The 25259-nt window shown below is 64.2% G+C and carries 29 protein-coding genes; 16 read left to right on the plus strand and 13 right to left on the minus strand.

Features of this window, described 5'->3' with window-relative positions; genetic code table 11:
• The first annotated feature begins 6 nt into the window (after nt 1-6).
• Together ybaK and OVA00_RS17925 are read left to right on the plus strand one after the other, a co-directional pair.
• Nucleotides 7-480 carry a Cys-tRNA(Pro) deacylase gene (gene ybaK, locus OVA00_RS17920; protein WP_090296298.1) on the plus strand — a complete coding sequence of 158 codons (474 nt, stop codon included), beginning with the start codon at nt 7-9 and terminating at the stop codon, nt 478-480.
• A gap of 109 nt (nt 481-589) precedes the next feature.
• Nucleotides 590-1177, plus strand: a complete 588-nt coding sequence (locus tag OVA00_RS17925) for a dual specificity protein phosphatase family protein (RefSeq protein WP_060519626.1) — start codon at nt 590-592, stop codon at nt 1175-1177.
• Nucleotides 1178-1460: 283 nt separating this feature from the next.
• Here the strand turns inward: OVA00_RS17925 and OVA00_RS17930 are convergent, their stop codons facing one another.
• A complete protein-coding gene (locus OVA00_RS17930) occupies nt 1461-1916 on the minus strand; it encodes a MarR family winged helix-turn-helix transcriptional regulator (protein ID WP_268089407.1) in 456 nt (151 codons plus the stop codon).
• An 84-nt stretch (nt 1917-2000) separates the two neighbouring features.
• On the opposite strand from OVA00_RS17930, the gene OVA00_RS17935 reads away from it, so the two are divergent.
• The 3 genes from OVA00_RS17935 (at nt 2001) to OVA00_RS17945 (ending at nt 4986) form a co-directional block, all read left to right on the plus strand.
• Nucleotides 2001-2672: a glutathione S-transferase family protein gene (locus OVA00_RS17935; protein WP_268089408.1), complete on the plus strand. Its 672-nt coding sequence runs from the start codon at nt 2001-2003 to the stop codon at nt 2670-2672.
• A gap of 66 nt (nt 2673-2738) precedes the next feature.
• Nucleotides 2739-3644, plus strand: coding sequence for an MBL fold metallo-hydrolase (locus tag OVA00_RS17940; protein ID WP_268089409.1), 906 nt, complete (start codon nt 2739-2741; stop codon nt 3642-3644).
• Nucleotides 3645-3732: 88 nt separating this feature from the next.
• Nucleotides 3733-4986 carry an aminopeptidase gene (locus tag OVA00_RS17945; RefSeq protein ID WP_268089410.1) on the plus strand — a complete coding sequence of 418 codons (1254 nt, stop codon included), beginning with the start codon at nt 3733-3735 and terminating at the stop codon, nt 4984-4986.
• A gap of 90 nt (nt 4987-5076) precedes the next feature.
• Here OVA00_RS17945 and OVA00_RS17950 read toward each other — a convergent pair whose 3' ends face one another.
• The 3 genes from OVA00_RS17950 to OVA00_RS17960 form a co-directional block, all read right to left on the minus strand.
• Entirely contained in the window at nt 5077-5475 is a 399-nt protein-coding gene (locus OVA00_RS17950) for a VOC family protein (protein WP_034804610.1), read from the minus strand.
• Between the two features lie 21 nt (nt 5476-5496).
• On the minus strand, nt 5497-6126 hold the full coding sequence (locus OVA00_RS17955) for an RNA polymerase sigma factor (protein WP_090296431.1): 630 nt from the start codon (nt 6124-6126) through the stop codon (nt 5497-5499).
• A 75-nt stretch (nt 6127-6201) separates the two neighbouring features.
• On the minus strand, nt 6202-7080 hold the full coding sequence (locus OVA00_RS17960; RefSeq protein ID WP_034804613.1) for an EamA family transporter: 879 nt from the start codon (nt 7078-7080) through the stop codon (nt 6202-6204).
• Nucleotides 7081-7169: 89 nt separating this feature from the next.
• On the opposite strand from OVA00_RS17960, the gene OVA00_RS17965 reads away from it, so the two are divergent.
• Nucleotides 7170-7664: a MarR family winged helix-turn-helix transcriptional regulator gene (locus tag OVA00_RS17965; protein ID WP_090426724.1), complete on the plus strand. Its 495-nt coding sequence runs from the start codon at nt 7170-7172 to the stop codon at nt 7662-7664.
• A 6-nt stretch (nt 7665-7670) separates the two neighbouring features.
• Here OVA00_RS17965 and OVA00_RS17970 read toward each other — a convergent pair whose 3' ends face one another.
• From OVA00_RS17970 to OVA00_RS17985, 4 genes are all read right to left on the minus strand, one after another.
• On the minus strand, nt 7671-8261 hold the full coding sequence (locus OVA00_RS17970; RefSeq protein WP_060580606.1) for an NAD(P)H-dependent oxidoreductase: 591 nt from the start codon (nt 8259-8261) through the stop codon (nt 7671-7673).
• Nucleotides 8262-8426: 165 nt separating this feature from the next.
• A complete protein-coding gene (locus OVA00_RS17975) occupies nt 8427-9011 on the minus strand; it encodes a chloramphenicol phosphotransferase CPT family protein (protein ID WP_268089411.1) in 585 nt (194 codons plus the stop codon).
• A gap of 66 nt (nt 9012-9077) precedes the next feature.
• Complete coding sequence (xseA, locus tag OVA00_RS17980; protein WP_034805207.1) at nt 9078-10682, minus strand: exodeoxyribonuclease VII large subunit; 1605 nt, start codon at nt 10680-10682, stop codon at nt 9078-9080.
• Nucleotides 10683-10755: 73 nt separating this feature from the next.
• Nucleotides 10756-12564 carry a hypothetical protein gene (locus tag OVA00_RS17985; RefSeq protein WP_268089412.1) on the minus strand — a complete coding sequence of 603 codons (1809 nt, stop codon included), beginning with the start codon at nt 12562-12564 and terminating at the stop codon, nt 10756-10758.
• A gap of 148 nt (nt 12565-12712) precedes the next feature.
• Between OVA00_RS17985 and OVA00_RS17990 the strand changes: the two genes are divergently transcribed.
• The 4 genes from OVA00_RS17990 to OVA00_RS18005 are packed head-to-tail and all read left to right on the plus strand — an operon-like array spanning nt 12713 to nt 15077.
• A complete protein-coding gene (locus tag OVA00_RS17990) occupies nt 12713-13774 on the plus strand; it encodes a glycosyltransferase family 2 protein (RefSeq protein WP_049811024.1) in 1062 nt (353 codons plus the stop codon).
• Nucleotides 13771-14478, plus strand: coding sequence for a class I SAM-dependent methyltransferase (locus tag OVA00_RS17995; protein WP_268089413.1), 708 nt, complete (start codon nt 13771-13773; stop codon nt 14476-14478). Before OVA00_RS17990 ends, OVA00_RS17995 begins: the two co-directional genes overlap by 4 nt.
• Nucleotides 14479-14481: 3 nt before the next feature.
• Nucleotides 14482-14850 (plus strand): transporter, encoded by a 369-nt coding sequence (locus tag OVA00_RS18000; RefSeq protein ID WP_234798717.1) that lies wholly within the window; start codon nt 14482-14484, stop codon nt 14848-14850.
• 17 nt (nt 14851-14867) lie between these two features.
• Complete coding sequence (locus tag OVA00_RS18005; protein ID WP_034804625.1) at nt 14868-15077, plus strand: hypothetical protein; 210 nt, start codon at nt 14868-14870, stop codon at nt 15075-15077.
• A 4-nt stretch (nt 15078-15081) separates the two neighbouring features.
• Here OVA00_RS18005 and OVA00_RS18010 read toward each other — a convergent pair whose 3' ends face one another.
• A complete protein-coding gene (locus tag OVA00_RS18010) occupies nt 15082-15861 on the minus strand; it encodes a helix-turn-helix domain-containing protein (protein WP_034804627.1) in 780 nt (259 codons plus the stop codon).
• A gap of 77 nt (nt 15862-15938) precedes the next feature.
• Between OVA00_RS18010 and OVA00_RS18015 the strand changes: the two genes are divergently transcribed.
• The gene (locus OVA00_RS18015) at nt 15939-16394 is read left to right on the plus strand and encodes a hypothetical protein (protein ID WP_051659679.1); all 456 of its coding nucleotides are present in this window, start codon (nt 15939-15941) and stop codon (nt 16392-16394) included.
• A gap of 66 nt (nt 16395-16460) precedes the next feature.
• Here OVA00_RS18015 and OVA00_RS18020 read toward each other — a convergent pair whose 3' ends face one another.
• Nucleotides 16461-17447, minus strand: a complete 987-nt coding sequence (locus OVA00_RS18020; RefSeq protein ID WP_029742452.1) for a Gfo/Idh/MocA family protein — start codon at nt 17445-17447, stop codon at nt 16461-16463.
• A 199-nt stretch (nt 17448-17646) separates the two neighbouring features.
• Here OVA00_RS18020 and OVA00_RS18025 point away from each other — a divergent pair, with 199 nt between their 5' ends.
• Nucleotides 17647-18597: an aldo/keto reductase gene (locus tag OVA00_RS18025; protein WP_268089414.1), complete on the plus strand. Its 951-nt coding sequence runs from the start codon at nt 17647-17649 to the stop codon at nt 18595-18597.
• 19 nt (nt 18598-18616) lie between these two features.
• Nucleotides 18617-19090, plus strand: a complete 474-nt coding sequence (locus OVA00_RS18030; protein WP_029742450.1) for a GNAT family N-acetyltransferase — start codon at nt 18617-18619, stop codon at nt 19088-19090.
• On the opposite strand, the gene OVA00_RS18035 is transcribed toward OVA00_RS18030, so the two are convergent.
• Entirely contained in the window at nt 19042-19677 is a 636-nt protein-coding gene (locus OVA00_RS18035; RefSeq protein WP_060519598.1) for a hypothetical protein, read from the minus strand. The genes OVA00_RS18030 and OVA00_RS18035 overlap by 49 nt on opposite strands.
• A gap of 80 nt (nt 19678-19757) precedes the next feature.
• The gene (locus tag OVA00_RS18040) at nt 19758-20648 is read right to left on the minus strand and encodes a LysR family transcriptional regulator (RefSeq protein WP_268089415.1); all 891 of its coding nucleotides are present in this window, start codon (nt 20646-20648) and stop codon (nt 19758-19760) included.
• Nucleotides 20649-20897: 249 nt separating this feature from the next.
• On the opposite strand from OVA00_RS18040, the gene OVA00_RS18045 reads away from it, so the two are divergent.
• The 3 genes from OVA00_RS18045 (at nt 20898) to OVA00_RS18055 (ending at nt 22749) form a co-directional block, all read left to right on the plus strand.
• Nucleotides 20898-21893 carry an aldo/keto reductase gene (locus OVA00_RS18045; RefSeq protein ID WP_034804639.1) on the plus strand — a complete coding sequence of 332 codons (996 nt, stop codon included), beginning with the start codon at nt 20898-20900 and terminating at the stop codon, nt 21891-21893.
• Between the two features lie 98 nt (nt 21894-21991).
• Nucleotides 21992-22354 (plus strand): nuclear transport factor 2 family protein, encoded by a 363-nt coding sequence (locus tag OVA00_RS18050; RefSeq protein WP_034804642.1) that lies wholly within the window; start codon nt 21992-21994, stop codon nt 22352-22354.
• Nucleotides 22351-22749 (plus strand): VOC family protein, encoded by a 399-nt coding sequence (locus OVA00_RS18055; protein ID WP_268089416.1) that lies wholly within the window; start codon nt 22351-22353, stop codon nt 22747-22749. Before OVA00_RS18050 ends, OVA00_RS18055 begins: the two co-directional genes overlap by 4 nt.
• Nucleotides 22750-22811: 62 nt before the next feature.
• Here OVA00_RS18055 and pheT read toward each other — a convergent pair whose 3' ends face one another.
• The gene (gene pheT, locus OVA00_RS18060; protein ID WP_268089417.1) at nt 22812-25238 is read right to left on the minus strand and encodes a phenylalanine--tRNA ligase subunit beta; all 2427 of its coding nucleotides are present in this window, start codon (nt 25236-25238) and stop codon (nt 22812-22814) included.
• Between the last annotated feature and the right edge of the window lie 21 nt (nt 25239-25259).

The raw sequence follows: 25259 nt of genomic DNA on the forward strand, positions 1-25259 counted from the left end.
ACGACGATGTCGAAGACCACGCGCGCCACGCAGATGCTTTCGAAGGCCGGTGTCACCTTCAGCGTGCATGCCTATGACTATGATCCCAATGCGGAGCGCGTCGGCCTGCAGGCAGCCGAGGCGCTCGGCGAGGATCCGAGCCGGGTGCTGAAGACGCTGATGGCTGAAGTCGACGGCAAGCCGGTCTGCTGCGTCGTTCCCTCGGATCGTGAGGTCAGCATGAAGAAGCTCGCCGCCGCCTTCGGCGGCAAGTCGGCGGCGATGATGAAGCCGGCGGATGCCGAGCGGCTGACCGGTTACCATGTCGGCGGCATCAGCCCGTTCGGCCAGAAAAAACATGTGCCGACGGCAATCGAGGAGGCCGCACTTGCCGAAGTGCAGGTCTACATCAATGGCGGACAGCGCGGTCTGCAGGTGCGGCTTGCACCCCGCGACGCCCAAACCGCGCTAAAGGCGATCGCGGCACCGCTCATCGCCTGAGGCACTGCCATCAAAATATCACAGATGCCTTATACGAGCCGCTGATGCGGGGACGAAATGTGCAATTTTTGCATGCACGCCCGCCTTGGAACGGCGTCGGGTCTCTCACATGGCATTTGCAAGATTTCCCAGCGCGAAGCGTCTTCTGAAGCGCCTCGCCGTCGGCACGGCTGCGCTCGTCGCGGCCCTGGTCATCTACCTCGTCGGTCTTCAGTGGACCGGCAATTTCCATACGCTCGTGGCCGGTGAGGTCTACCGTTCGGCACAGCCGACGCCGGAGGCGATCGCCGCCTATTCCAAGGCCTACGGCATCCGCACCATTCTCAACCTGCGCGGCGAAAAGCCGGACGAGCGCTGGTATCGCGAAGAGGTTGCCGCCGCCGAGCGCAACGGTATCCGGCTCATCAACTTCCCCATGTCCGCTTCGGCCGAGATCGACCGCAAGGAAACCGACGCGCTGATGGCGATCCTCAGGGACGCGCCAAAGCCGCTTCTGATCCACTGCAAGGCCGGCGCCGACCGCACCGGCCTCGTCTCGACGATCTACCTGCAGCAGATAGCAGGGGTCGACGAGGAAACGGCCGAGTGGCAGCTTTCGCCGCTCTATGGACACGTGGCCATTCCCTATCTCTCCGGCACCTTCGCCATGGACGAGACCTGGGAAGCGCTGGAGAAGTCGTTCGGGCTGAGCAGCTAGGCGACGACGGCGTCCTAGATTGAGGCTCGCCCCGTCGGGGCCCCTCATCCGGCCTGCCGGCCACCTTCTCCCCGCAAGCAGGGCGAAGGAGACGCATGGCACCCCTTCGTCTCAGCAATGACGACCTCCCTCTCCTGTGACGGCTCCGGTCGGCGGCGCTACGAACAGCACGCCAGCACGCCCCCTCTCCCCACCTGCAGGAAGAGCGCTAAGGTGAGGGGTAACTTGCCTGGAAGGCGCTACCCGATCGTTCGCCGGTACCCTGTTTGAGAACTGACGTGCTCTACCTGAGCTTCGCCAGCAGCGCCGCGAGCTGCCGCGCTTCCGCCTCTGTCAGCCGGGCGCCGACATGGGCCTCTATCGAGGGCCCATAAGTCTGCCACATGCGCGCGCGCAGCGCCCTTCCGGCCTCGGTGACGACAACCCATTGGCCGCGACCGTCGGCGTCGAAGGCTTCGCGACGGACCAACCCCTCTTTGACCAGGCGATCGATCAGGCGGGACAAGTTATACTGCGCGAGCAAGGTGCGCGCCTCGATCTCGAAGGGCCGCAGCCGGCCGTCTTCGGCCTGAGCCAGTTCCCACAACACGTCGTACCAGCCAAGCGGTGGCAGGCTGGCCCCCTTGAAATCGGCCTCGATCCGAGCAAGCACGCATTCCCGTGCGCGCATCAGGCCGATCCAGGCCGCGGTCGTTTCGGGGCCAGGGCCCTTCTCGTCGATTTTCGTCTCTTTGCTCATAGATGCAATTACATCCATCTTGAAAGTCGAAGCAAGCCCACATACATGCATATGCATCTACCTTACCTCAACCGGGAGATTGCCATGCTTACCCTCGTCAGCCACCATCTCTGCCCCTATGTGCAGCGCGCCTCGATCGTGCTCGACGAAAAAGGCGTTCGCTTCGAGCGGACCTATATCGACCTCAAGGCCAAGCCCGACTGGTTCCTGAAGATCTCGCCGCTCGGCAAGGTGCCGCTGTTGCAGGTGCCGCAGCAGAGCGGCGAAACGGTGCTGTTCGAAAGCTCCGTCATCGCCGAATATGTCGAGGAAAGCCAAGCCGGCCCGAAGCTTCACCCCGAAGATGCGCTGGAGCGCGCCCGTCATCGCGGCTGGATGGAATTCGGCTCGTCGATCCTTTCGGATCTCTGGGGCTTCGAGACTGCGAAGGACCGGGAAACCTACGAACAGAAACGCCAGGCGGTGGCCGGCAAACTTGCGACCATGGAAGCGGCACTTGGCGAAGGTCCCTACTTTGCCGGTACACAATTTTCGCTCGTCGATGCGGTCTTCGCACCGATCTTCCGTTACTTCGATCTCTTCGACACGCTTGCAGATCACGGCATTTTCGACGGACTCGATCGTGTCGGCGCCTGGCGCAAGGCGCTCGCCGAGCGGCCGAGCGTCAAGGCGGCCGTGACGCCGGATTACGGTGAGCGGCTGATGACCTTCCTCAGGGAGCACGACGCCTATCTGCTGCGCGCCGGACAGGCATAGCGAAGAGCGCGAGATCACGCCGTCCTTCAGTTTGGCGCGCGCCTGCTCTATGACAGGACGCAAGCCATGCTGGAGGAGCGCCTTGTGACCGACATGATCTCGACCCTTACGGTTCTTGAGCCCTATCCCGGCGTCTATGCCTACTATGACGGGCGCGTTGCCGGAGTGCGGCTCTATTCGCAGGCGGCGAACTGGCTCGATGACGGCGCCTACGAACTCGGCGTCGCCTCCTATGCCATCGTCGACGGCACGCAAGCGCTGGTCTACGACACGCATATCTCGCTCGATCACGCCCGGGCGATCCGCAACCATCTCGAAAGCCTTGGCGTCACCGCGATCCGCGTCGTGCTCAGCCATTGGCACAAGGATCATGTGGCCGGAAATGCGGTCTTTGCCGATTGCGAGATCATCGCCCTCAAGCTGACGGCAGCGAAACTTGAAGAAAACCGCGAGAAGATCGAAACGGCGACGCCGCCGATCCAGCCCCTCGTGATGCCGAACCGCCTGTTCGACGAGACGCTTGCACTGACCGTCGGCGCACGCCGGGTCGAACTGCATCACTTCGCCATCCATAGCGCCGACGGCAACGTGATCTGGCTGCCCGAGGAGAAGTTGCTGCTGGCGGGCGATACGCTCGAGGATACGACGACCTTCATCAGCGAGGCTGATCAGACGGCGACGCACATCGCGGAACTCAAGCGCCTGCGGCAATGGCCGATTGCTCGGATTCTACCCGCCCATGGCGACCGCGAACGCATCGCCAGCGGCGGCTACGGACCGAAACTGATCGATGCCAATCGCGGCTATCTCGAGCGGCTGACGCGCGCGATCGCGACCGGTGCTGCCATCGGCACACTCAAGGAATTCGCCACCGAGGATATCGCCTCCGGCGCGATCCTCTATTTCGCGCCTTATGAGGCTGTGCACAGGAGCAATGTCGAGCGGGTGCGTGCGGCCCTCGGCGCGCGCTGATTGCACTAAACCTCCCGGGCTCTGCCTTCATTTTCGCCGCAAAGCGCTCTAAGTCTTCTTCTTCCGATTTCAGAAAGACAGGTAGATCATGACCTCTCCCGCCAATACGCCCGATCCGATCGACCCGGTGAAACTCGACAAGCTCGCGGAAGTCGCGATCCAGGTCGGCCTGCAGCTTCAGCGCGGTCAGGACCTTGTCATGACTGCGCCGGTCGCGGCGATGCCGCTTGTTCGCCTTATCACCAAGCACGCCTACAAGGCCGGTGCAGGCCTCGTGACGACTCTCTATTCGGACGAGGACACGACGCTTTCGCGTTATGCCTATGCACCGGACGAGAGCTTCGACCGGGCAAGCGACTGGCTGTTCAAGGGCATGGCCGAAGCTTTCGCCGGTGGTGCAGCGCGGCTCGCAATCTCCGGCGACAACCCGATGATGCTTTCGGCGCAGGATCCGGCCAAGGTGGCGCGGGCCAACAAGGCAAATTCCATTGCCTATAAGCCGGCGCTCGAAAAGATCTCGAACTTCGACATCAACTGGAACATCGTTTCCTACCCGAACCCGTCCTGGGCGAAGCTCGTTTTCCCGAACGACCCGGAAGAGGTTGCCGTCGAGAAGCTCGCCAACGCCATCTTCGCCGCCTCGCGCGTCGATGTCGCCGATCCGGTGGCCGCCTGGAAGGAGCACAACGCCAACCTCGCCCGGCGCTCGGCCTGGCTGAACGGCGAGCGCTTTGCCGCGCTGCACTTTACCGGCCCGGGCACCGATCTGACCGTCGGGCTTGCCGATGGCCATCTCTGGTGCGGCGGCGCGTCGGAGGCCAAGAACGGCGTCACCTGCAACCCGAACATCCCGACCGAGGAAGTGTTCACGACGCCGCATGCGCTGCGCGTCGAAGGCCATGTCTCCTCGACCAAGCCGCTGTCGCACCAGGGCACGCTGATCGACAACATCCAGGTGCGTTTCGAGGGCGGCCGGATCGTCGAAGCCAAGGCATCGCGCGGCGAGGAAGTACTGAACAAGGTGCTCGACACCGACGAGGGCGCGCGCCGGCTCGGCGAAGTGGCTCTGGTGCCGCATTCCTCGCCGATCTCGGCAAGCGGCATCCTGTTCTACAACACGCTGTTTGACGAAAACGCCTCGTGCCACATCGCGCTCGGCCAGTGCTATTCCGGCTGCTTCGTCGACGACACCAAGCTGACGCCGGAACAGATCCGCGCCCAGGGCGGCAATTCCAGCCTGATCCACATCGACTGGATGATCGGTTCGGGCCAGGTCGACATCGACGGCGTGCGCGCCGATGGTAGCCGCGTTCCGGTCATGCGAAAGGGTGAATGGGCCTGATCACGGCTCCTCCCCGGTCTCGTCCGACCTGAAAGGCTTGTGGCCGCCGCAACACATGCGGCGGCCTTTTCTATTGGGGAAACTGCCCCTTCAGCCGTTGGCAGCCCGCTTCAGACGCGGCATCTCCGCCGATTGGTAGAGGGACAGCACGTGGCCATCGGGATCGGCGAATTCTGCCGACCAGCCGCCGGGCGCATGGCTCACCGGCGTGACGATGGTGGTTCCCTTTTCAGCGAGGCCCGCGACCACATCGTCGATGCCGCCCTCGGCGAGATCGAACACGACGATCGGTGTGTTGCCCGGCTTGCTCTCCACGACGAAGAAGATCAACTCGACCTCGTCTTCTATCTTCGCCATCAGCCAGGAACCGGCTTCGTCGTCCTCCATGCGCTGGACGTTGAGACCCAGAACATCACGGTAGAAGGCTTCCGTGCGGGTGAGATCCGAGACGAAGTAGCAGATGGCCCCGATACGTGGTTTCGACAACATTGGTTGCTTCCCTTGTGTTTGTTACGCCGGCTTGTTGCCGCCGGTTGCCGTTTCGTGAGACACGCGCGGCGAAAAATTGATCGCGAAGAGATGGCCGTCCGGATCGTGGCTGGCAAAGGCGGCGCGGCCGCCGCGGGTGACCGGCAGCAGGGCCTGGCGGATACGGCCGCTTTCGAGCGGATAGCGAAGTCCGGTCAGCTCCAGATTGGTCTCGACATGGCCGGCATCGCGCCAGGCCCGGCGCAGCATCAGGATGCGCTGGCGCAGCGCTTCATCGGAAATGCCGAGGAGATGACGGATTTCGAGGCGATTGTGGCCGCCGATCGCCAGCAGCATCACGATCCTGAGGCTCGGGGAAAGCGTGACGGCGAAGGCCAGCGGATCGCCAGAGCGCCGCTCTTCCACTTCGGGAACGTCCGCTTGCAGCTCCCGGCGCAAACGGCGAGCAGCGGTGCGCGCCTGCATCGCGGCGAGCTTGCGGAGAACACCGCAGAACCAGGCGCGATCGCCGCCGGTTGGAAAACGCCCTGCCTTGAGCGCGACGATCAGCGCCTCATGTAGCAAATCCTCCGCTTCGGCCGCACGGCGGCTTTGCCGCCTCGCGAAACGGAGGAGATCAGAATAGAGCGCTGGCGTCAGATGCTCGGTCATCAGGGCGTGCGCTTCTTTGAGGATTGACGTTGCCGGCAATGTGAAGCGCATGCGCTGTGGTTGCAAGCCCTGCTTTCAGGCCCGCGCCGGTCGCACCTTGGGGGCGAGTTGCGCGCGCTGGCTGAGCCAGACGCTGACGAAGACGACAAGGATGCCGAGCGCCTGCACCGGCGTCAGTTGCTCGCCGAGCACGCCCCAGCCGAGCAGGATGGCAACGACCGGGCTCAGGAAACCGAGCGGCGAGACGGCAGAAGGTTCGAGGCGCGACAGGCCGCGGAACCAGAGCAGATAGGTGAAGGCGGCGCCGACCAGGCCGAGATAGGCGAGACCGAGGACGTTGGCGGTGGTCAGCGGCGGCAGCGACGGCTCGAAGAACAGCGCCGCCGGCACGAGCATGAGGCCACCGGCGGCCAATTGCCAGGCAGTGAAGGTGAGCGGCGGAACCGGCGGCGCCCAGTGGCGGCTCAGCACCGTGCCGAAGGCCATGGAGACGGCTCCGGCGAGACCAGCGAGCACCCCGAGCGGATCGAGCGCGGCGCCCGGCGTCAACACCAGCAGGGCGACGCCGGCAATGCCCGCAAGGCCGGCAACCACGCTGAGCAGGCGGATCGGCGAGCCCAGGAAGACGCGCGACAACAGGATGACGATCAGCGGCTGAACGGCACCGACGGTTGCGGCGACGCCGCCTGGCAGCCTGTAAGCGGAAACGAACAGCATGGCCCAGAAGAAGGAGAAGTTGAGCGCGCCGAGCACGAAGGTCCGCGGCCACCAGATACCGTCCGGCAGGCGCCGCACAATCAAGAGCAGGAGCAACCCCGCCGGCAGCGCCCGCAGCATGGCGACCGTCAACGGATAGCCAGACGGCAGGTACTCTGTGGTGACAAGATAGGTGCTGCCCCAGATGGCCGGTGCCAGCGCGGTCAAGGCAAGGTCGACGGTGCGGCTCGAACTCATATCTTTACCTCAAGAATCTCTATATCAAGATAAAATGAGGATAACGCGGTTTATCTCTAAGTCAAGATACTCTATGCTGAGATAAATGCATGGAGGGTTTGATGGATCGCGTCGACAGGATTTTGGCCCAATGGCACCGGGAGCGGCCGGACCTCGATGTTTCGGCCATGGGCCTGCTTGGCCGGCTCTCACGGGTTTCGACACATATCGCCCGGGAAATCGAGAAGTCGTTTTCCGAGCGCGGATTGAATGCGTCGAGCTTCGACGTGCTCGCGACGCTTCGTCGGTCCGGACCGCCCTATCGGCTTTCGCCCGGAGACCTTCTGGATACGACCATGGTCAGCTCCGGCACCATGACCAACCGCATCGACCAGCTTGAAAAGGCCGGGCTCGTCGAACGGATCGCCAATCCCGAGGACAGGCGGGGGGTGATCATCGCCTTGACGGACGAGGGCTTGCGCCGTGTCGACGAGGCCGCGACCGCGCATGTGGCCAACCAGCATCGCGTCGTTTCCGCGCTGTCGCCCGAGGAACGCGTGGTGCTCAACGCACTGCTGCGCAAATATCTCGCGACCTTCGAGTAGCCGCGATCACAAACTGGAGGCAAGCCGACGGACACGCTGCAGATGCGCCTTGCGCTTGGCGTCGGTCGCCCGGTCCATGTCGTGCAGCGCGAGCATGCGGAAGTTCAGTCCCTTGGCGCAGAAGGCGGCGATGCCGCGCTTCAAGAGCCGCTTCACCGGATTGCCCATGTAGAGATGCACCACCCACCAGGGCGAGCCGGTCGTCGTCAGCGCCCAGAAGAGCTTGATATTGTGGAGCCGCGGGATGATGCGGCCGCCGGCCGGGTCGTTGTCGAAGGCGATGCCCGGCGCAAAGACGCGATCGAAGAAGCCCTTCAGGATCGCCGGAAAATTGAACCACCATTGCGGGAAGACGAGCACCAGCCCATCGGCCGCCTGCAGCCGGCCGATCCAGTCTGCCGCGCCTGACCGATCATAGGTGTCGGAGAAGTAACTGCCGCGCTCGGCGACGCTGAGGCGCGGATCGAAATCCTCGCGATAGAGATCGAGCAAGTCGACCGAATGTCCCCTCGCCTCCAAGGCGGCGCGCGCCTCACGCGCCACGTTCGCGGCAAAACTGTCTTCGAGCGGGTGGGCAAGCACGAGCAGGATGCGCATGCGGTGTTCCTAACATATCGATCTGGAATCAAGATCCGTCGCCGGGAAAATGAGCTTAAAAATCAACCGAATACAATGCCGTTTTTCGCGACCGTCAGGCCGCGCCGAGGAGGCAGTCATGCGAGCGGACACGCTCGCTCCCTAGACCGCCAGCAGCCGCCTTCTTCAGAACGGGGATTTGCCCGATCCTGGCCGGGCTTCCAGCGCCAGTGTGTCAAAGACGGAGGGCGAGCGGCGCACCGACCATGCGGAAATCAACTGCGCGGCGGCGTCATCGGCGGCCTGTCCCGAACCAAGCTCCAGATCGTAACACTGTCCGACGTGAATGCGGTGAAAATCATCTGCGGCGCTGCCGATCGGCCGGTCGGCGCGAAGCCGTTCGCGCCGGACCAGTTCGTCGAGTTCACAGTGAAGCGCGACAAAAAACACATCGAACGGCTGAAGCATCACCGCGAGCTCAGACGCCCAGCCGGACTCTTCGAGAATGTGCTCCAGCAGGAGATTGTTGCCGGCTGACGCATAGGCGACCAGCGAGCGGTGAAAACCGTCGAAGAAGCGCGCCCGGTGTTCCTTCCAACGAAAATCGCCGCGGCGGAACCGTTCCATTGGCACCATCCCCGAATCGCGAAGATGGTCGATCGAAACATGCCAGAACGGCGCGCCGATCTGCGCCTGGACCGCCCGCGCCAGCGTCGATTTCCCGCTGCTGGAAGCGCCGTGGATGAAGATAATCTTGGCTCGCTCGACCATGCCGGGCTCCGTCACTCTCTTGCGAACGCTGGCGCTACGTCGTCGGCATGACAGCGGGATGACGCGCTAGAACAGGTTACCCTGTTTCGGCGGCTCTCCCGCCGGGTCTGCGGGCTTCGGCTGCTTCTTGCGGGGCGCCGTCGGCGGAGAACCTGGCTCGCCCTCCCCGTCGCCGGCAATCGCCGACACGCGACCGTCGGCAAATTCCAGGCTGAGCGTCATGCCGACCGAGACGGATGCAGCCTGGCGCACCGGCCCGCCTTCGGCATCGCGCACCAGCGCAAATCCGCGCTGCAGGACGTTGCGATAGGAAAGCGACTGCAGGATGCGATCCTGGGCGACGATGACGCTGCGCAGGCGTCGCACGTCTGCGCGCACGGCCGCATCGGACCGGGCAGCAAGCCCGGCGACGCGATCGGATGCCCGATGGATCTGGCCGATGAGGCGCGAGGGTAAGGCGCGCAGCGCAGCGTCGGCCGCAGAAACCCGCGCCTCGCCGCGATGGACTTGCCGCTCGACGATGCGGTCGGCCTTGTTCATGGCGTCGACTAGGCGCTGGCGACGCTCGGAAAGCTTGCCCTTGAGAAGGTCGGCACGCAGCTCGGCAGACACGCGTTCGAACTGACGGCGCTTGTTGGCCGTGTTCATCGTGAGCCCGCGCCCGAGCCCGAGTGCAGCCTCGTCGAAACGGCGGCGCGGCAGCGCCAGCAACTGGTCGAGCGACGGCAGCGCCCGCGCCAGAGACCGCACCGCCTGGCGGCGATTGTCCATCTGGCGTCCGACAGCCGACTTGAGGCGTGCCGACAGGCCGGAGAGACCGGCTTCGAGATCGGCCCTGACCGGCACCGCCATTTCCGCTGCACCCGTCGGCGTCGGCGCGCGCTGGTCGGCGGCATAGTCGATCAGCGTCCAGTCGGTCTCGTGACCGACGGCCGAAATCAGCGGGATCCCGGAGGCGGCGGCGGCGCGCACGACGGCCTCGTCGTTGAAGCCCCAGAGGTCTTCGAGGCTGCCGCCGCCACGCGCGACGATCAGGACATCCGGCCGCGCAATCGGCCCGCCGGGCTCGATCGCGTTGAAGCCGCGGATCGCCGCTGCAACCTCGTCACCCGAGCCATCGCCCTGCACGCGAACCGGCCAGACGACGACATGGACGGGAAAGCGGTCGGCGATGCGGTGCAGGATGTCGCGGATGACGGCACCGGTCGGCGACGTCACGACACCGATCACCTTGGGCATATAGGGCAGCTGCCGCTTGCGATTGGCGTCGAACAGCCCTTCGGCGGCGAGCTTGCGCTTGCGCTCTTCGAGCAGCGCCATCAGCGCGCCGGCGCCGGCCGGTTCCATCATCTCGATGACGATCTGATACTTCGACGAGCCCGGGAAGGTCGTGACCTTGCCGGTCGCGATCACCTCCATGCCCTCTTCCGGACGGAAGCGCAGGCGCGAGAAGGTACCCTTCCAGATGACTGCATCGATGCGCGCCCGATCGTCCTTGAGCGCGAAATAGGCGTGGCCCGACGAATGAGGGCCGCGATAGCCGGAGATTTCGCCGCGCACGCGCACCTGGTCGAAGGCCTGTTCGACCGTTCGCTTGATCGAGCCCGAAAGCTCGGACACCGAGTATTCGGTGAGGTTGCTCGGAGAATCGCTGTCGAAGAAAGAGGCCATCGCCTCTTTTACCGCACCCTTCGCCGAAGGCCAGCACATCCCTCACGCTTTCCACGCGCCAGGGGCGTGGCGCTCAAGGCGCAAGCATATAGAGCCGGATGGGCGAGCCTTCCGAAACCGGCAGGGGCGACAGGAATGCCGGCACGCGCCCGGCGGCGAGATCCGCATAGAGACCACGCGGAGCGCGGGCAGCTATGACCTGCGTTTGAGCGTCAACGGCGCAGAAGGCGAGCACTGGCTGCCCGAGCTGGCGCAACAGGACGGCGGCGGCTCCAGGCTCGGCCAGGCCGATCTTCAGCTCGCGGAGCATGCCGGCGGCATTGCGATGATAGGGCGCGCTGAGCACGCGGTGTTCGGTGCGGCGAAGCAGCGTCGCGCCGATATCCGACGGTCCGACGACCAGCGACGGCGCCAGCCGCCCAATATCGGCAAGGGCGGCGTCGGTCAGGCACGCCTCGCCGTTCGTGACCGCTGCTTCCGCGGCAGCAAACCCGCTGATCCCCTTTTCCGCAAGCGTTCCGGCAACGGCCCACATCGCCGGAACGGAAACGAGCAGTGCTCCGACATAGAGAAGGGAGGCGCGGGCGCCAGCCGTTCCGCCGCTCGACCGCGCACGCAGGTCGGTAAGCAGCAGGGCCATCGGCACGATGGCGAGCAGGTTGGAAAATGCCATGCCGCGGACCTGGACGAGGGCGATCGCCAGGCTCGAAAGCACCAAGGCAAGGAGCACCAGATGGAGATCGATCCGGTCGCGACGCAAGATGCGCCAGAGGCAGATGGCCGAGGCAAAGGCGCCGGTGAAATAGTAGGCGCCGATATTGGTCGGCTCCTGCACAGCGATCAGCGTGACGGAACGGGCTTCGGAGATATGGTCGAGCCAGAGCTCGATGAGCAGCGGATCGAGACCGGCCAGTGGATTGCCGAGGCATTGCGGCGCCACAGACAGGGCGACCGCGGCGACGACGAGACCGCAGAGAGCGAGCGCGCCGAAGCGCAGCGCTGGCGCGCGGTGGCTGACAGTGGCGGCGGCGAGCGCGAGGAGGACGCCTCCCGTCAGCGCCAGCGAATAGAAGGCGATCGAGAGATTGTCGCAGGTCGCGACGAAATAGAGGCGCGGCGGCACGGTCGAAAAGAAGATGACGCTGAGGCCGGCTGTCAGCGACAGGCCGAAGGCGACGGTCGAACGCGCGGCCGTCTGGCCGGCCCAGAGCCACTGGCAGGCAACGATTGCGCAGACGACCGCCACGAGTGGCGTGGTTTCGGCACCTACGGCGATCGCGAGTGCGGCCGCCGCTCCCGCAAGCGCATAATTTAGGGCACGATACCGTCGATCGACGAGCATCGCCGCCATGACCGCGGCCAGCACCAGTTGCACATTGTGGTGATCGATGGCGCCCCCGAGGAAACGGTTCGAGGTGGCGATGAAGATCGCGGTCAGCCCCAGGCAGAAATGCATGGCGACCGTGCCGCCGGCACGGCGTCCGGCGAGCCCCATCGCCGCAAGCAGCCCGACCGCGAGCGCCATCGGCCAGATCGCAAGCGCCAGGACTTCCGCCTGCTCCACGCCGACAAAAGGCCGAAAAATCGACATGAGCCCGGCGATCGGCAGATCGATCAGGCGCGACCAGTGCATCAGCGTTCCGCCCTCGAGCCCCAGGCGGGGCTGGGTGAGGTCGAACCAGCTCTGTCCGGCGAGGAGGTCGCGCACCTCGACCAGGCGCATGGCATCGTCATTGTCGCGGCCGAGATAATCCGGCGCCCGCATGAACTGGGTGACGAGGAAAAGAACCGTGGGCACGCCATAGGCGAGCACCATCCCAAGCAGGCTCGACGAGAGCCGCCGCTGCCTGGGCGTAGTCGCCATTTCCGGTAGTGCCGCCATTCCGCTCGACATAGGTTCCCGCCCACTAGATCGCGTGGATCTTACGTCCCTGCGATCAAGAAAGCGTAAAGCGCGCGGCGGCGAGGCCGGTCGCTTCGACCGGCCCGCGCGGCGCACCTTGGCGTCTTGTTAACACCCTGATCCTATGATGGCGCGATCCAACAGCAACCGAGCCACCTTGATGTTCGACCGCTTCAACATCGCCGTTCTCCTGCCTTGCTACAACGAAGCATCGACCATCGGACAGGTGGTCGAGGGTTTCCAGACGGCACTGCCGACGGCGCGAATTTACGTCTACGACAACAACTCGACCGACGGCACGGCGTTGAAGGCGATGCTTGCCGGCGCGACCGTCGTACGTGAACGCCGGCAGGGCAAGGGGCACGTGGTGCGCCGCATGCTCGCCGATATCGACGCCGACATCTATGTCATGGCCGACGGCGACAGCACCTATTGCCCGACCGATGCGGAAGACCTGATCCGCACCTTGATCACCGAGCGCGCCGACATGGTCGTCGGCACGCGGCGCGGCGTTCACGACGATGCCGGCAGGCAGGGTCACGCCTTCGGCAACAGGCTTTTCAACATTCTGTACCGGGAAATTTTCGGCACCGATTTCAACGACATCTTCTCCGGTTACCGCGTGCTCTCGCGCCGCTTCGCCAAGAGCTTCCCGGCGATTTCCAACGGCTTTGAAATCGAGACGGAGATGTCCGTCCATGCCTCGCGTCTCAAACTGCCGGTCGCGGAGCTTGAACTGGACTATGGCCGGCGCCCGGAAGGTTCCCATTCCAAGCTGTCGACGTACAAGGATGGCGCCAAGATCCTCTGGACCTTCGCCATGCTCATGAAAGAAACGCGGCCCTTCACGTTCTTCGGCGTGATCGCCATGGCGTTCTTTGCGACGAGCATCGGCTTCATGATGCCTGTCTTGCTCGAATATTTCGCCACAGGCCTCGTGCCGCGCATGCCGACCTGGGTCCTCGCGCTGGCCATGCTGATGATGTCGATCATCATGTTCACCGCAGGCCTGATCCTCGATTCGGTCTCGCGCGCCCGCACCGAGCAGCTCCGGCTGCACTACATCGCGACACCGGTACGGGCTGCGCCGCTGGAGAAGGTCGATAGCGGCGTCGCCCTGCCCCGGGGCGAGGACCAGGAAGCCGGCTTGCAGTCGGCACCACGCATTGTGCGGGAGCGCCGCGGATGAACCGGGAAACGACCAACCGCATACGCTTCCTGATCGAAGACGTCATTCCGCCGATCCTCAGGGATTCGCGCCTGTTCAAGGGCATGGCGAGCCTCGCCTGGGGCAAGCACATCGCCCACCTCGCCGACTTTCGCGCACGGGCGCCGTTCCTGTCGGCGAACGAGTACGAGGACCTCTACCGGCAGCACCCGAGAGTGCACGAGGGAACCGACAATTCCGAAGCCTGCGTGCGCAAGATCGCGGCAAGCGTCGTCGGCGACAGCGTCTGCGACGTCGGTTGCGGCACCGGCGTTCTGTTGAAGCGTATCCGGGAAGCCAAGCCCGACCTTAAACGCCTCGCCGGTGTCGACTTCGCCATCGACGATGCGGCCCGGATCGAAGGCATCGAATATCACGCCGCGATGATCGAGGACCTGCCCTTTGCGGACAGTGAATTCGACACGGTCGTCTGCACGCATGTGATCGAGCACATTCTCGACTACCGCAAAGCGATCGCCGAGCTTCGCCGGGTCACCCGCCGGCGCCTGATCATCGTCGTGCCGCGCGAGCGCGAGTACCGCTACACCTTCAATCCGCACTTCAATTTCTTTCCCTATACCCACTCCTTCCTGCGGGCGATGCATCCCGTTCCGGCCGAGCACACATGCGTCGATATCGGCCGCGATATCTTCTATTGCGAAGACAGAACTGCCGCGGCGGAGTGAGGCATGGCGATGAACCTCAATCTCACGCCCACCGTCTGGTTCGGGCTGTTCTTCACGCCGGTGCTGATCTCGGCCGGGCAGATCCTCTTCAAGCTGACAAGCGCGAAGACCGGGAATGCCAGTGCCCAGGGGCTCCTGGCTCTGGCCCTCAGCCCCACCCTGCTGATTGCGCTCGCCGTCTATGGCATCGGCACGATCATCTGGATCTTCACGATCAAGTCGGTGCCACTGACGATCGCCTATTCCTTCATGGCGCTTACCTTCTGCATCGTGCCGCTGCTTGCCGCCGTCTTTCTCGGCGAGGCGGTGACGCTGCGCTACGCCTTCGGCGCCGCGCTGATCATCAGCGGCATGATCATCATCAACTCCTAAGGGGATAAGCGGGCCTCATGATCGTCACCGCATCCTTCGTCCTCGGCATTGCCGTATGCGGCCTCAAATCCGCCCGCGCCTGCCTGTTCGCCGGCACGGGGCTGCTGGCGCTTGCCGGCGCAAACGGCGACTGGATCCAGGCGGCGGCAGCGATCGGCGCTTACAACATGGGCGTCGCGCTGATGATTTGCGGCGCGATTGCCATCGGCCTGGAGCGCGACCGATAGCCGATCATCCCTTGCGTTCGAAAAACGCCCTGGTCTCCTCGTCGGCCGGAAAGAAGGATTCGATCAGCACCCCCTCGACCAGCGCATCCTGGGTCGAGCCGAAGGTCTGAAGCGTGGTGATGAAGCTTAAGCGCAAGCCGCCGATGTCGAGCTCGATCGGCAGCACCGGCAACCGGTCAGTGTCCGGATGGTTTTCGGTCGCACGCGCCACGGCCGGATTGGACGCCGCTTTTTCCAGGCGCTTGCCGAGGCGGCTGCGGGGACCCTGCAGCCAGGCTTCGGTTCTGACCCGCTGCACCAGATCGGCGGCCGCGGCCTCCCAGTTGACGACCAGCTTGCGCACATTGTCGTCACCGAGAAACGTGTCGAGAAAGTTCTCGCCGGGCTGGAACGGAATGTCGGCGGCAACCGCCAAGCTCGCCAGCGCCGGATTAACGACCAGCAGCGTATACTCGTGATCGAGCACCAGCCCCGGATAGGGATCGTGGCGCGCCAGGATCAGCCTGATGGCATTGGCAACGACCGGCGGCATGGCGTCCAGCCCGGCGGCGGGCCGCGTCGCCATGCGCGGTCGATAGCCGGCTGCCGAAAACAGCGTGCCCTGGTCGCGAGCGGGGACTTCCAGCACGGAGGCCAGCCGCAGGATCATGCCCTCCGACGGTTTCGAGCGGCCGGTTTCGAGAAAGGACAGGTGGCGCGCCGAGATGCCGGCGGCAACCGCAAGATCAAGCTGGCTCATGCGGCGATGCCCGCGCCATTCCTTCAGATGTTCACCAAACTGCATGGATCGTGATTCTCCGTTCTGCCGGAGAGTGGCGCGCGCCGGTCGTAAAATCCATTACCTCAGAGGTAATTGGTTTGATGACACCGAACCGGCAATCTCCGGTCATCGACAAACCGATGGAGCCGACGATGAACCTCTCGAACCGCAGCCTGCTCAACAAGACCTTCCTTGCCGACGGCGTCTACTCTCTTGCCGTCGGCGCCGTGCTGATCCTTTTTGCCGCCCCGCTTGCTTCGCTCTTCAGCCCCGCCGCGACAGCGCCGATGATGAAGATCCTCGGCGTCGGGTTGGTATTTTGGGGGATCTTCCACCTTGCCGCGGCGCGCAACGGCGGGCCGGTCGCAGCAGCGGCACGCGTCAGCATCGCTGGCGACATCCTTTGGCAGGTGGCAAGCGTAGCACTGCTGGTCGCGGCTTACCCGTTCCTCACTGTCGCGGGTATCGGCTTCATCGTCATCGGCCTGATCACGGTCGCCGACTTTCTGATCTTCAAGCTGCGCGGCCTTGCGCGGGAACAGGCAGCGATTGCCTGACGGGATGATCGCTGGAGATGAAGAGGAAGGGGCCTGCCGGCAAAACCAGCGGGCCCTTTCCGTTGATCAGATGGTCTCCCAACCGTCCTTGGCGCTGGCGCGGTAGATCGCGTCGATGAATTTCTGATTGAGGCGGGAGTTTTCCAGCGTCACCACTTCCTCGTCCTCGCCCTTGGCCGCGCGGGCGAAAGCCTCCGCCTGGAGCTTGTACTGGCGCGCGTCCTGGAAGCGGAAAAGCTGGGATTGGGCGTGGTTCTGGTTCGTCAACTCCACTTCCTCGCGGCCATAGCGGTCAGCGTTGAAGGGCGACTTCACCTCGATGAAGCCCTTGTCGCCATGGAAGACCATGACCTGGCGGGCCGCCAACTGGGTGGAGATGTAGAAGCTCAGCTCGAAGTCGCCGAAATCGGCGCGCACGCTCGAATAGATATCCGTGCCGAATTCCGGATCGCGATCGGTGTTTGCCTGAACGCGCACCGGCTCCTTGGCCGTGACGAAGCGGGTGGTGATCGTCGGGTATACGCCGATATCCGGCAGACCGCCGCCACCGAGCGCCGGGATGTTGCGCATGTTGTTGGGGTCGCGGTTGAAATAGGTGAAGGCGCCCTGGACGTGGCGGAGCCGGCCGATCGCGCCTTCGGCGATCAGGGAGCGGACCTTTCGCCAGACCGGGCTATAGGTGACCATGAAGGCTTCGGCGATTACGACGCCGTTGCGGTCACGTGCGGCGATGAGCTGGTCGATCTCAGAGGCGCGCAGGGCAATCGGCTTTTCGCAAAGCACATGCTTGCCGGCATTGGCGGCCTTGACCGACCACTCCACATGTTGCGCCGTCGGCAGCGGAATGTAGACCGCATCGATGACATCGGAAGCGAGCATCTCTTCGTAGGAACCGAAGGCGTGCGGCGCGGAGAAGCGATCGGCCATTGCCCGGGCCTTGGCGAAGTCGCGGCTGGCGACAGCCGAGACGACGGCGTTTTCCGCATCCTGAATGGCCGGCACGACGAGGTCGCGGCCGATCCTGGCCGTGGACAGAATTCCGAAACGTAACATGACAAGGCTCCCTGATTTGGTGGCAGAGACTAGCGCCGAGGTACGTACCTAGCAAGCGGCAGTGAGCGGTTTGGCGAAGAAGTACGACGTGCAGAAAATTGCCGAAAGGCGGGTGACAATGTCAGCTTTTCTGCCCTATCTTTCCTTCGCAATCCTCCCGATCGCAACATGCCCTCATCCAGTCCAATGGAGCGAAACCATGGAAAAACTGAGACTTGGCCGCACCGACCTGACAATCGCGCCCCTCGTCTTCGGCGGCAATGTCTTCGGCTGGACCGCCGACGAGAAGACCTCTTTCGCGCTGCTCGACGCCTTTTTCGATGCCGGCTTCAATGCCATCGACACCGCCGATGTCTATTCCTCCTGGGCGCCCGGCAATCAGGGCGGCGAGTCCGAAACGATCATCGGCAAGTGGCTGAAACAGTCGGGCCGGTCGCGCGACAAGGCCGTCATCGTCACCAAGGTCGGCTCGGAGCTCGGCCCCGACCGCAAGGGGCTTTCGCGCCGCTGGATCCTGCAGGCGGTCGAAGATTCGCTGAAGCGGCTACAGACCGACCATATCGATCTTTATCTCTCGCACTGGCCAGACCCCGACACGCCTTACGAGGAGACGCTTGCGGCCTATGACCAGCTTCTGTCCGAAGGCAAGGTGCGGGCGATCGGCGCCTCCAACCTGAACTCGCTGCAACTGCGCGAGGCGCTCGACGTGTCCGCCAACCAGGGCCTGCCCCGCTATCAGGTGCTGCAGCCGGAATATAATCTCTACGACCGCGACGCATTCGAAGGACCGCTGCGCGACCTCTGCATCGCCGAGGAGATCGGCGTCATCAGCTATTTCGGGCTGGCGCGGGGCTTCCTTTCGGGGAAATACCGCACCCACAAGGACCTCGAAGGCTCCGTGCGCGGCAGCGGCGTCGAGAAATATCTCGACGGACGCGGCATGCGCATCCTAGGCGTTCTCGACGACATCGCGGCCAACACGGGCGCGACCCAGGCGGAAATCGCGCTCGCCTGGATCCGGACACGCAAGGGCGTCACAGCGCCGATCGCCAGCGCCACCAGCCTTGAGCAATTGCAAAGCCTCATTCGCTCCGCGGAACTCAAGTTGTCGGACGAGGCGGTGCAAAAACTCAACGACGTCGGTGAGTGACGGGAGCAAAAACCACACAATGGCATTGACGATACGCGCCGCGACTGGCGGCGACGAGGCGGACTGGCGCCGCCTCTGGGCTGGCTATGTCGCCTTTTCCGGCACCGATCTCGCCGAAGACATCATCGACCTCACCTGGAAGAGGCTTATGGATCCCGCCGCACCGCTCTTTGCGCGGCTGGCGATGCTCGACGGGCAGGTGGTCGGCTTTGCGATCTGCCAGGAGCAGCTCGCCACCTTCTTTCGCCGGCCGATCTGCTACATCGAGGATCTCTATGTCGATCCTGCAGCGCGCGGCCAGGGCGTGGCGCGGGCGATGATCGACGATCTCATTGCGCATTGCCAGGAGAAGGGCTGGGACCGGCTCTACTGGTACACCGAGGCCGACAATGCGACGGCGCGGCGGCTCTATGACCGCTACTCCGGCACCGACGAGCATGTGCGCTACAAGGTGAATATCGGCGCAGCCCTCAAATCCGGAAACCCGGCATAGGCCTCGGCGTGGCGGCCGGCCTGGTTCGCCATGCCGGCCTTGGTCAGGACACCGCGCGGCTCGACGAAGCTCATGATCCGGCGCGCCGGCCGCTCGTGCCACTGGATGTTGAAAGCCCATAGCTTTGGGAAAAAGCAGAGCGAGGCGTAGGGCAGATGGTCGTGGATCCACCAGGCGATCGACTGCCAGCCGCCGATCTCGCCGCGTCGATCCCAGACCCAGGGAATGACGATGCAGGCGGTGGCGCCGATGCACCCGTCGGCATCGCGCATGTCCCAGATGTGGTCGGCGGCAGAGGCCGCATTGGTCGAGCAGTTGAGCCCATTGGCATTGCCGAAGCCGTTGACGGCGCGGTTGCGGTAGCCCGAGCGGATGACGAGGCGGCCGAAGGTCGCTTCCAGCGGTTCCAGCAGTTCCTCGCAGAGACGGCGCCCGGCCTCGATCGCCAGATCCGGATCATCGGGAATGTTCGGGATACGGTAGAAGTCGGCGATTTCCGAATGCAGGAAATCGCGAAAGAAGAAGTTTCGAGAAAGCCGCACCCGGCCGAGATCTTCAAGACCCTTCATCGAACCGGGCTTTTTCATAGGCCTTCCTCTCATCAAGACACGAAACCAATGGCATTCCAGATCCGGGCCCGTCGCGCCACCCGATTTTGCGCCGGCTGCTATCCGCTGTGCCGGAAGAAGTCGATGAAAGCGCGCAGTGCCGGCCGCATCTGCCGGCGGCTCGGATAGTAGAGATAGGGGCCGGCATAGGGCGCGCACCAGTCCTCCATGACGCGCACCAGCTTCTCTTCGGCAATCGCGGTCTCGACCCGTGAGAGGAAGAGATAGGCGAGACCGGCGCCGCCCATTGTCGCCTTGATGATCGGCCGGTCCTCGCCAAGGATCAGCGGTCCCTCGACCGATACCGTCAATTCCTCGCCATGCTTCTCGAATTCCCAGCGATAGAGCGTGCCGTTGGAGAAGCGCCGGCGGATGCAGCGATGCTGCGCGAGGTCGCGCGGATGCTGCGGCCGGCCATAGCGTTGGAAATATTCGGGAGACGCGACGACGGCGCTTTCCAGCTCCGGGCCGACCTTCACCGCGATCATGTCGGCCTCCAGGCTCTCGCCGAGCCGGATGCCGGCGTCGAAACCTTCTTCGACGATATCGGTGAAGCCGTCCTCGTTGGCGATTTCGAGCACGATCTCGGGATACCGATCCAGGAAGGCGCCCAGGCGCGGCGCCAGGATCAGATCGGCAGCGAACCGCGGTGCGGTGATGCGCAGATTGCCGGCCGGGCGCTCGCGGGCGTCGGCGGCTGCCTCCAGTGCATGGGCGATCTCGTCGAGCGCCGGCGCCAACCGTTCGAGCAGCCGGCGCCCCTCCTCCGTCGGGGCGACGCTGCGGGTGGTACGGGCCAGCAGACGAATGCCGAGGCTCGCCTCGAGGCTGCCGATGGCGTGGCTGACGGCCGAAGGTGCGACACCCAGTTCGCGCGCGGCACCACGAAAGCTGCCGTGGGCGGCGACGGCGGCCAATACCGCGAGTTGGGAGAGCTGTGTTCTGTTCATTGATCGAAATAATAGAACAGCCCGTGAGAATTGACAGTGATTTTCAGCCGCCCCATCGAGCCCTATTCTTCACATGTCGCCAGCGTCAGGACGAAGCGAGGAGCTCGTCTGGCGATGAGGCAGAGGAACCCGTCGCGCCGCCACAAAAGGGCGTGGGCGGCGGTGCCACCCACCATTTCATGCCTCGGAAGATAGACGTGCGCTCCCAACGCGCTAGCTCCGACGCATGGCAGCCATAAAGGACACGACATGAAGACCCGCAAACTCGGAAGTGAGCTTACCGTCTCCACCATCGGCCTTGGATGCATGGGCATGAGTTTCGCCTATGGCGCTGCGGACGAAGCGGAATCGATCCGCACGCTGCAGCGCGCCGTCGATCTCGGCGTCACCTTCTTCGACACGGCCGAAGTCTATGGTCCCTTCGAGAACGAAAAACTCGTCGGCAAGGCGCTCGGCCCGGTGCGTGACAAGGTGGTCATCGCCACCAAGTTCGGCTTCCGCATCGAGACCGGCGTGCCGAGCGTCCAGGCGATCAGGGGCGTCGACGGCCGGCCGGAGCATGCGAAGGCGGTAGCGGAAGCCTCGCTCAAGCGGCTCGGCACAGATGTCATCGATCTCTACTACCAGCACCGCGTCGACCCTGACGTACCGATCGAGGACACCGTCGGCGCCATGGCCGAGCTGGTGCGCGAGGGCAAGGTGCGGGCGCTCGGTCTCTCGGAAGCGAGTGCCGCCACCATCCGCCGCGCCCACAAGGTTCATCCGATCGCCGCGGTGCAGAGCGAGTATTCGCTGTGGACGCGCGATCCGGAAGAAGACGTGCTTGCCACTTGCCGCGAACTCGGCATCGGTTTCGTGCCATACAGCCCGCTTGGACGCGGCATGCTGACCGGCGCGATCCGCAAAGCCGAGGATCTGGAAGCCGACGATTTTCGCCGCTCGCTGCCGCGGTTCCAGGCGGAGAACTTCGACGCCAACGTCCGACTGGTCGAGACGCTGCAAGCGCTGGCCGAGGAGAAGGGCGTGACCGCCGCCCAGCTGGCGCTCGCCTGGGTCATCAACCAAGGCGATTTCATCGTGCCGATCCCAGGTGCCCGCAAGCTCGACCATCTGGAGCAGAACGCCGCCGCTGCGGAAATCCGGCTCACGGTCGAAGAAACCACCCGGCTGTCCGACGCACTCTCGCCGACCCTGGTCGCAGGAAAACGCTACACCGACGCCTCGCTGGCACTCACCAATCGTTGAGCCAAAATTTCTCTCCGCTCCCGCAGCGGAGAGAATGCCCATCGAAATTCCCGCTGAACGCACTACCTCTGAGCAACAAGCAACTGGGGAGGAGCGGGATGTCCGACGAGCAGGCGATCAGTGCAGTGGTGCACCTCTATGTGGACGGCATGGCATTTGCCAACGAAGGGGCGCTGCGCAAGGCGTTCCATCCCGATGCGGCGATCATCGGCAACTACCAGGGCGCGCTCGAATGGATGACGCGTGACGGCTTCATCAAGGCGATCCTCGATACCGGTGCGGCACCACCCGGAACACAGCCGGAAATGGACGTGCAGATGATCGACATCACCGGCGACGCCGCCACGGTGAAGGTCATCGACAGCTTCGCCGGAGAGCGCTTCTCCGATTACCTGTCGCTGGTGAAGATCGACGGCCGTTGGCTGATCGTCAACAAGATCTATCACCTGCACGCGCAATGACGGACGGCGGACCCGAGGCCAGATCGGCCAGCCGGCTGCTTGCCATCGACCATGTGCAGCTTGCGATACTGGAAGGCGGCGAAGACTTGTCGCTCGGCTTCTATGGCGGGTTGCTCGGGCTGACGGAGGTCGCCAAGCCCGCCAATCTGCTTGGCCGTGGCGGCTGCTGGTTCGAGCGGGGCAGCATCCGCCTGCACCTCGGCATCGACCAGGATTTCGTGCCGGCGCGCAAGGCCCATCCGGCCTTTTTGGTCGACGATCTCGAGCGGATGATCCTCAGGCTCGAAGCCGGCGGCGTGACGATCGCCGAGGACGAGCCGCTTGCCGGCTACCGCAGATGTTATGTCAACGACCCGTTCGGCAACCGCATCGAGCTGATGCAGCGCGCGCAATAGGCCGCAACGAAAAAGGGCCGCTGCGGTGCAGCGGCCCTTCGGTATCCGTTTTGTCGATCGGATCAGGCGCGCAGTACGCCGCCGGTCGTCTTCGTCACATTGGCGACGATCTTGGCGGTGAGCGCCTCGAAATCCTCGTCGGTGAGCGTACGCTCGACCGGCTGGATGGTCACCTCGATGGCGATCGACTTCTTGCCTTCGCCGAGCGATGCACCCTCGAAGACGTCGAAGACGCTGACGCCGGTCACCAGCTTGCGGTCGGCACCCGAAGCGGCGCGCAGGATTGCGCCGGCTTCCACGGCCTTGTCGACAACGAAGGCAAAGTCGCGCTTGACCGCCTGGAACGGCGAGAGATCGAGCGCCGGCTTGGTGCGGGTCGCCTTCTTCTTCGGCTCCGGCATGGCATCGACATAGATCTCGAAGCCGCAGAGTGCGCCGGAGACGTCGAGCGCTTCCAGCGTCTTCGGATGGAACTCGCCGAAGGTGCCGAGAACGATCTTCGGGCCGAGCTTGATCGTGCCGGAGCGGCCCGGATGATACCAAGCGGGACCGCCCGGTTCGAACTGGACGTTGCCCATCGGCACGCCGCAGGCTTCGAGCACGGCAATCGCGTCGGCCTTGGCGTCGAACACGTCGACCGGCTTGCCGCCGCCCTTGGCGGCGTTCGACCAGAGACGACCTGCACCGTTCAAGGAAGCCGTGCCGCGACGAATGCCGCCGGCTACGCGGCGCTGCGCGTCCGCCGTATCGCCTTCATAGGTGCCGGAGACTTCGAAGATCGCGACGTCGCCGAAACCCTTGTCGGCATTGCGCTGGGCAGCCGTCAAAAGGCCCGGCAGCAGCGACGGGCGCATGTCCGACATGTCGGAGGCAATCGGGTTAGCAAGCTTCAGTGCCGGTGCGCCGCCGCCAAAGAGCTTTGCCTGCTCTTCGGAGATGAACGACCAGGTAACGGCTTCGAGCATGCCGCGGCTGGCAAGCGCGCGCTTGGCAAGGCGCGTGCGGATCTGCAGCGTCGTCAGGATCTTGCCGTTGACGGTACCATGGCTCGGCAAGGGGGCTGCAACGATGTTGTCGACGCCGTGGATGCGCATGACCTCTTCGACGAGATCGGCCTTGCCGTCGACATCCGGACGCCAGGAAGGAACCGACACCTTGAAGCGGTCGCCAGAACCTTCCACGCCGAAGCCGAGCTTTTTCAGGATCGAGACGCTTTCCTCGGAGGAAACCTCAAGGCCCGTCAGGCGCTTCACTTCGGAAACCGGGAAGTCGACGATCTTCGGCTCATGGCCGGCATAACCGACCACTTCCGCCTTGGCGGCGGTGCCACCGCAAAGCTCGAGCACCAGTTCGGTGGTGCGCTCGAGACCGGGCACCATATATTCCGGGTCGACGCCACGCTCGAAGCGGTAGCGCGCATCGGTGATGATGCCGAGCGTGCGGCCGGTCTTGGCGATGTTCATCGGGTCCCAGAGAGCCGATTCGATCAGGACGTCGGTGGTGTTCTCGTCGCAGCCGGAATGTTCGCCGCCCATGACGCCGCCGATCGACTCGATCGCCTTTTCGTCGGCGATGACCACGTTGTTGGGACCGAGCTTATATTCGCGCTGGTCAAGCGCCAGCACCGTCTCGCCGTCCTTGGCGCGGCGGACCGTCAGGTTGCCCTTGACCTTGGCGGCGTCGAAGACGTGCATCGGCCGGCCCTGGTCGAAGGTCATGTAGTTGGTGATGTCGACCAGTGCATTGATCGGGCGGAGACCAATCGCCAGCAGGCGCTGCTGCATCCACTTCGGCGACGGGCCGTTCTTGACGCCGCGCACCAGGCGCAGCGAGAAGCCCGGGCAGAGATGCCTGTCTTCGCCGAGATCGAGCGTCAGCTTGGTGGGCGTGTCGCCTTCCACCTTGAAGGCCGGCGCCTTGCGCGCCTTCAAGGTGCCGAGGCCGGAAGCGGCGAGGTCACGGGCAATGCCGTAGACGCTGGTGCAATCCGGCCGGTTCGGCGTCAGGTTGATCTCGATCATCGGATCGTCGAGGCCGGCATAGGTCGCATAGCTCGTGCCAACGGGTGCGTCGGCCGGAAGGTCGATGATGCCGTTGTGGTCCTCGGAGATCTGCAGTTCCTTTTCCGAGCACATCATGCCGCGGCTTTCGACGCCACGGATGGTGCCGACGGCGAGCGTCACGTCGATGCCGGGAACATAGGTACCGGGGGCTGCAAAGGCGCCGACCAAGCCGGCGCGCGCATTCGGTGCGCCGCAGACGACCTGGATCGGAGCGCCGGCGCCGGTGTCGACCATCAGTACCCGCAGCTTGTCGGCGTTCGGATGCTGCTCGGCCGAAACGACCTTGGCGATGACGAAGGGCTTGAAGGCGGCCTTGTCGTCGACGTCTTCCACTTCGAGCCCGATCATCGTCAGGCGCGCGCAGATGTCTTCCAGCGAAGCGTCGGTTTCAAGGTGGTCCTTGAGCCAGGAAAGCGTGAATTTCATGATTTCACCTGTGTCCTAAAT

Source organism: Ensifer sp. SL37, from assembly GCF_026672675.1.
In the GTDB taxonomy this organism is placed as follows: Bacteria; Pseudomonadota; Alphaproteobacteria; order Rhizobiales; family Rhizobiaceae; genus Ensifer; species Ensifer adhaerens.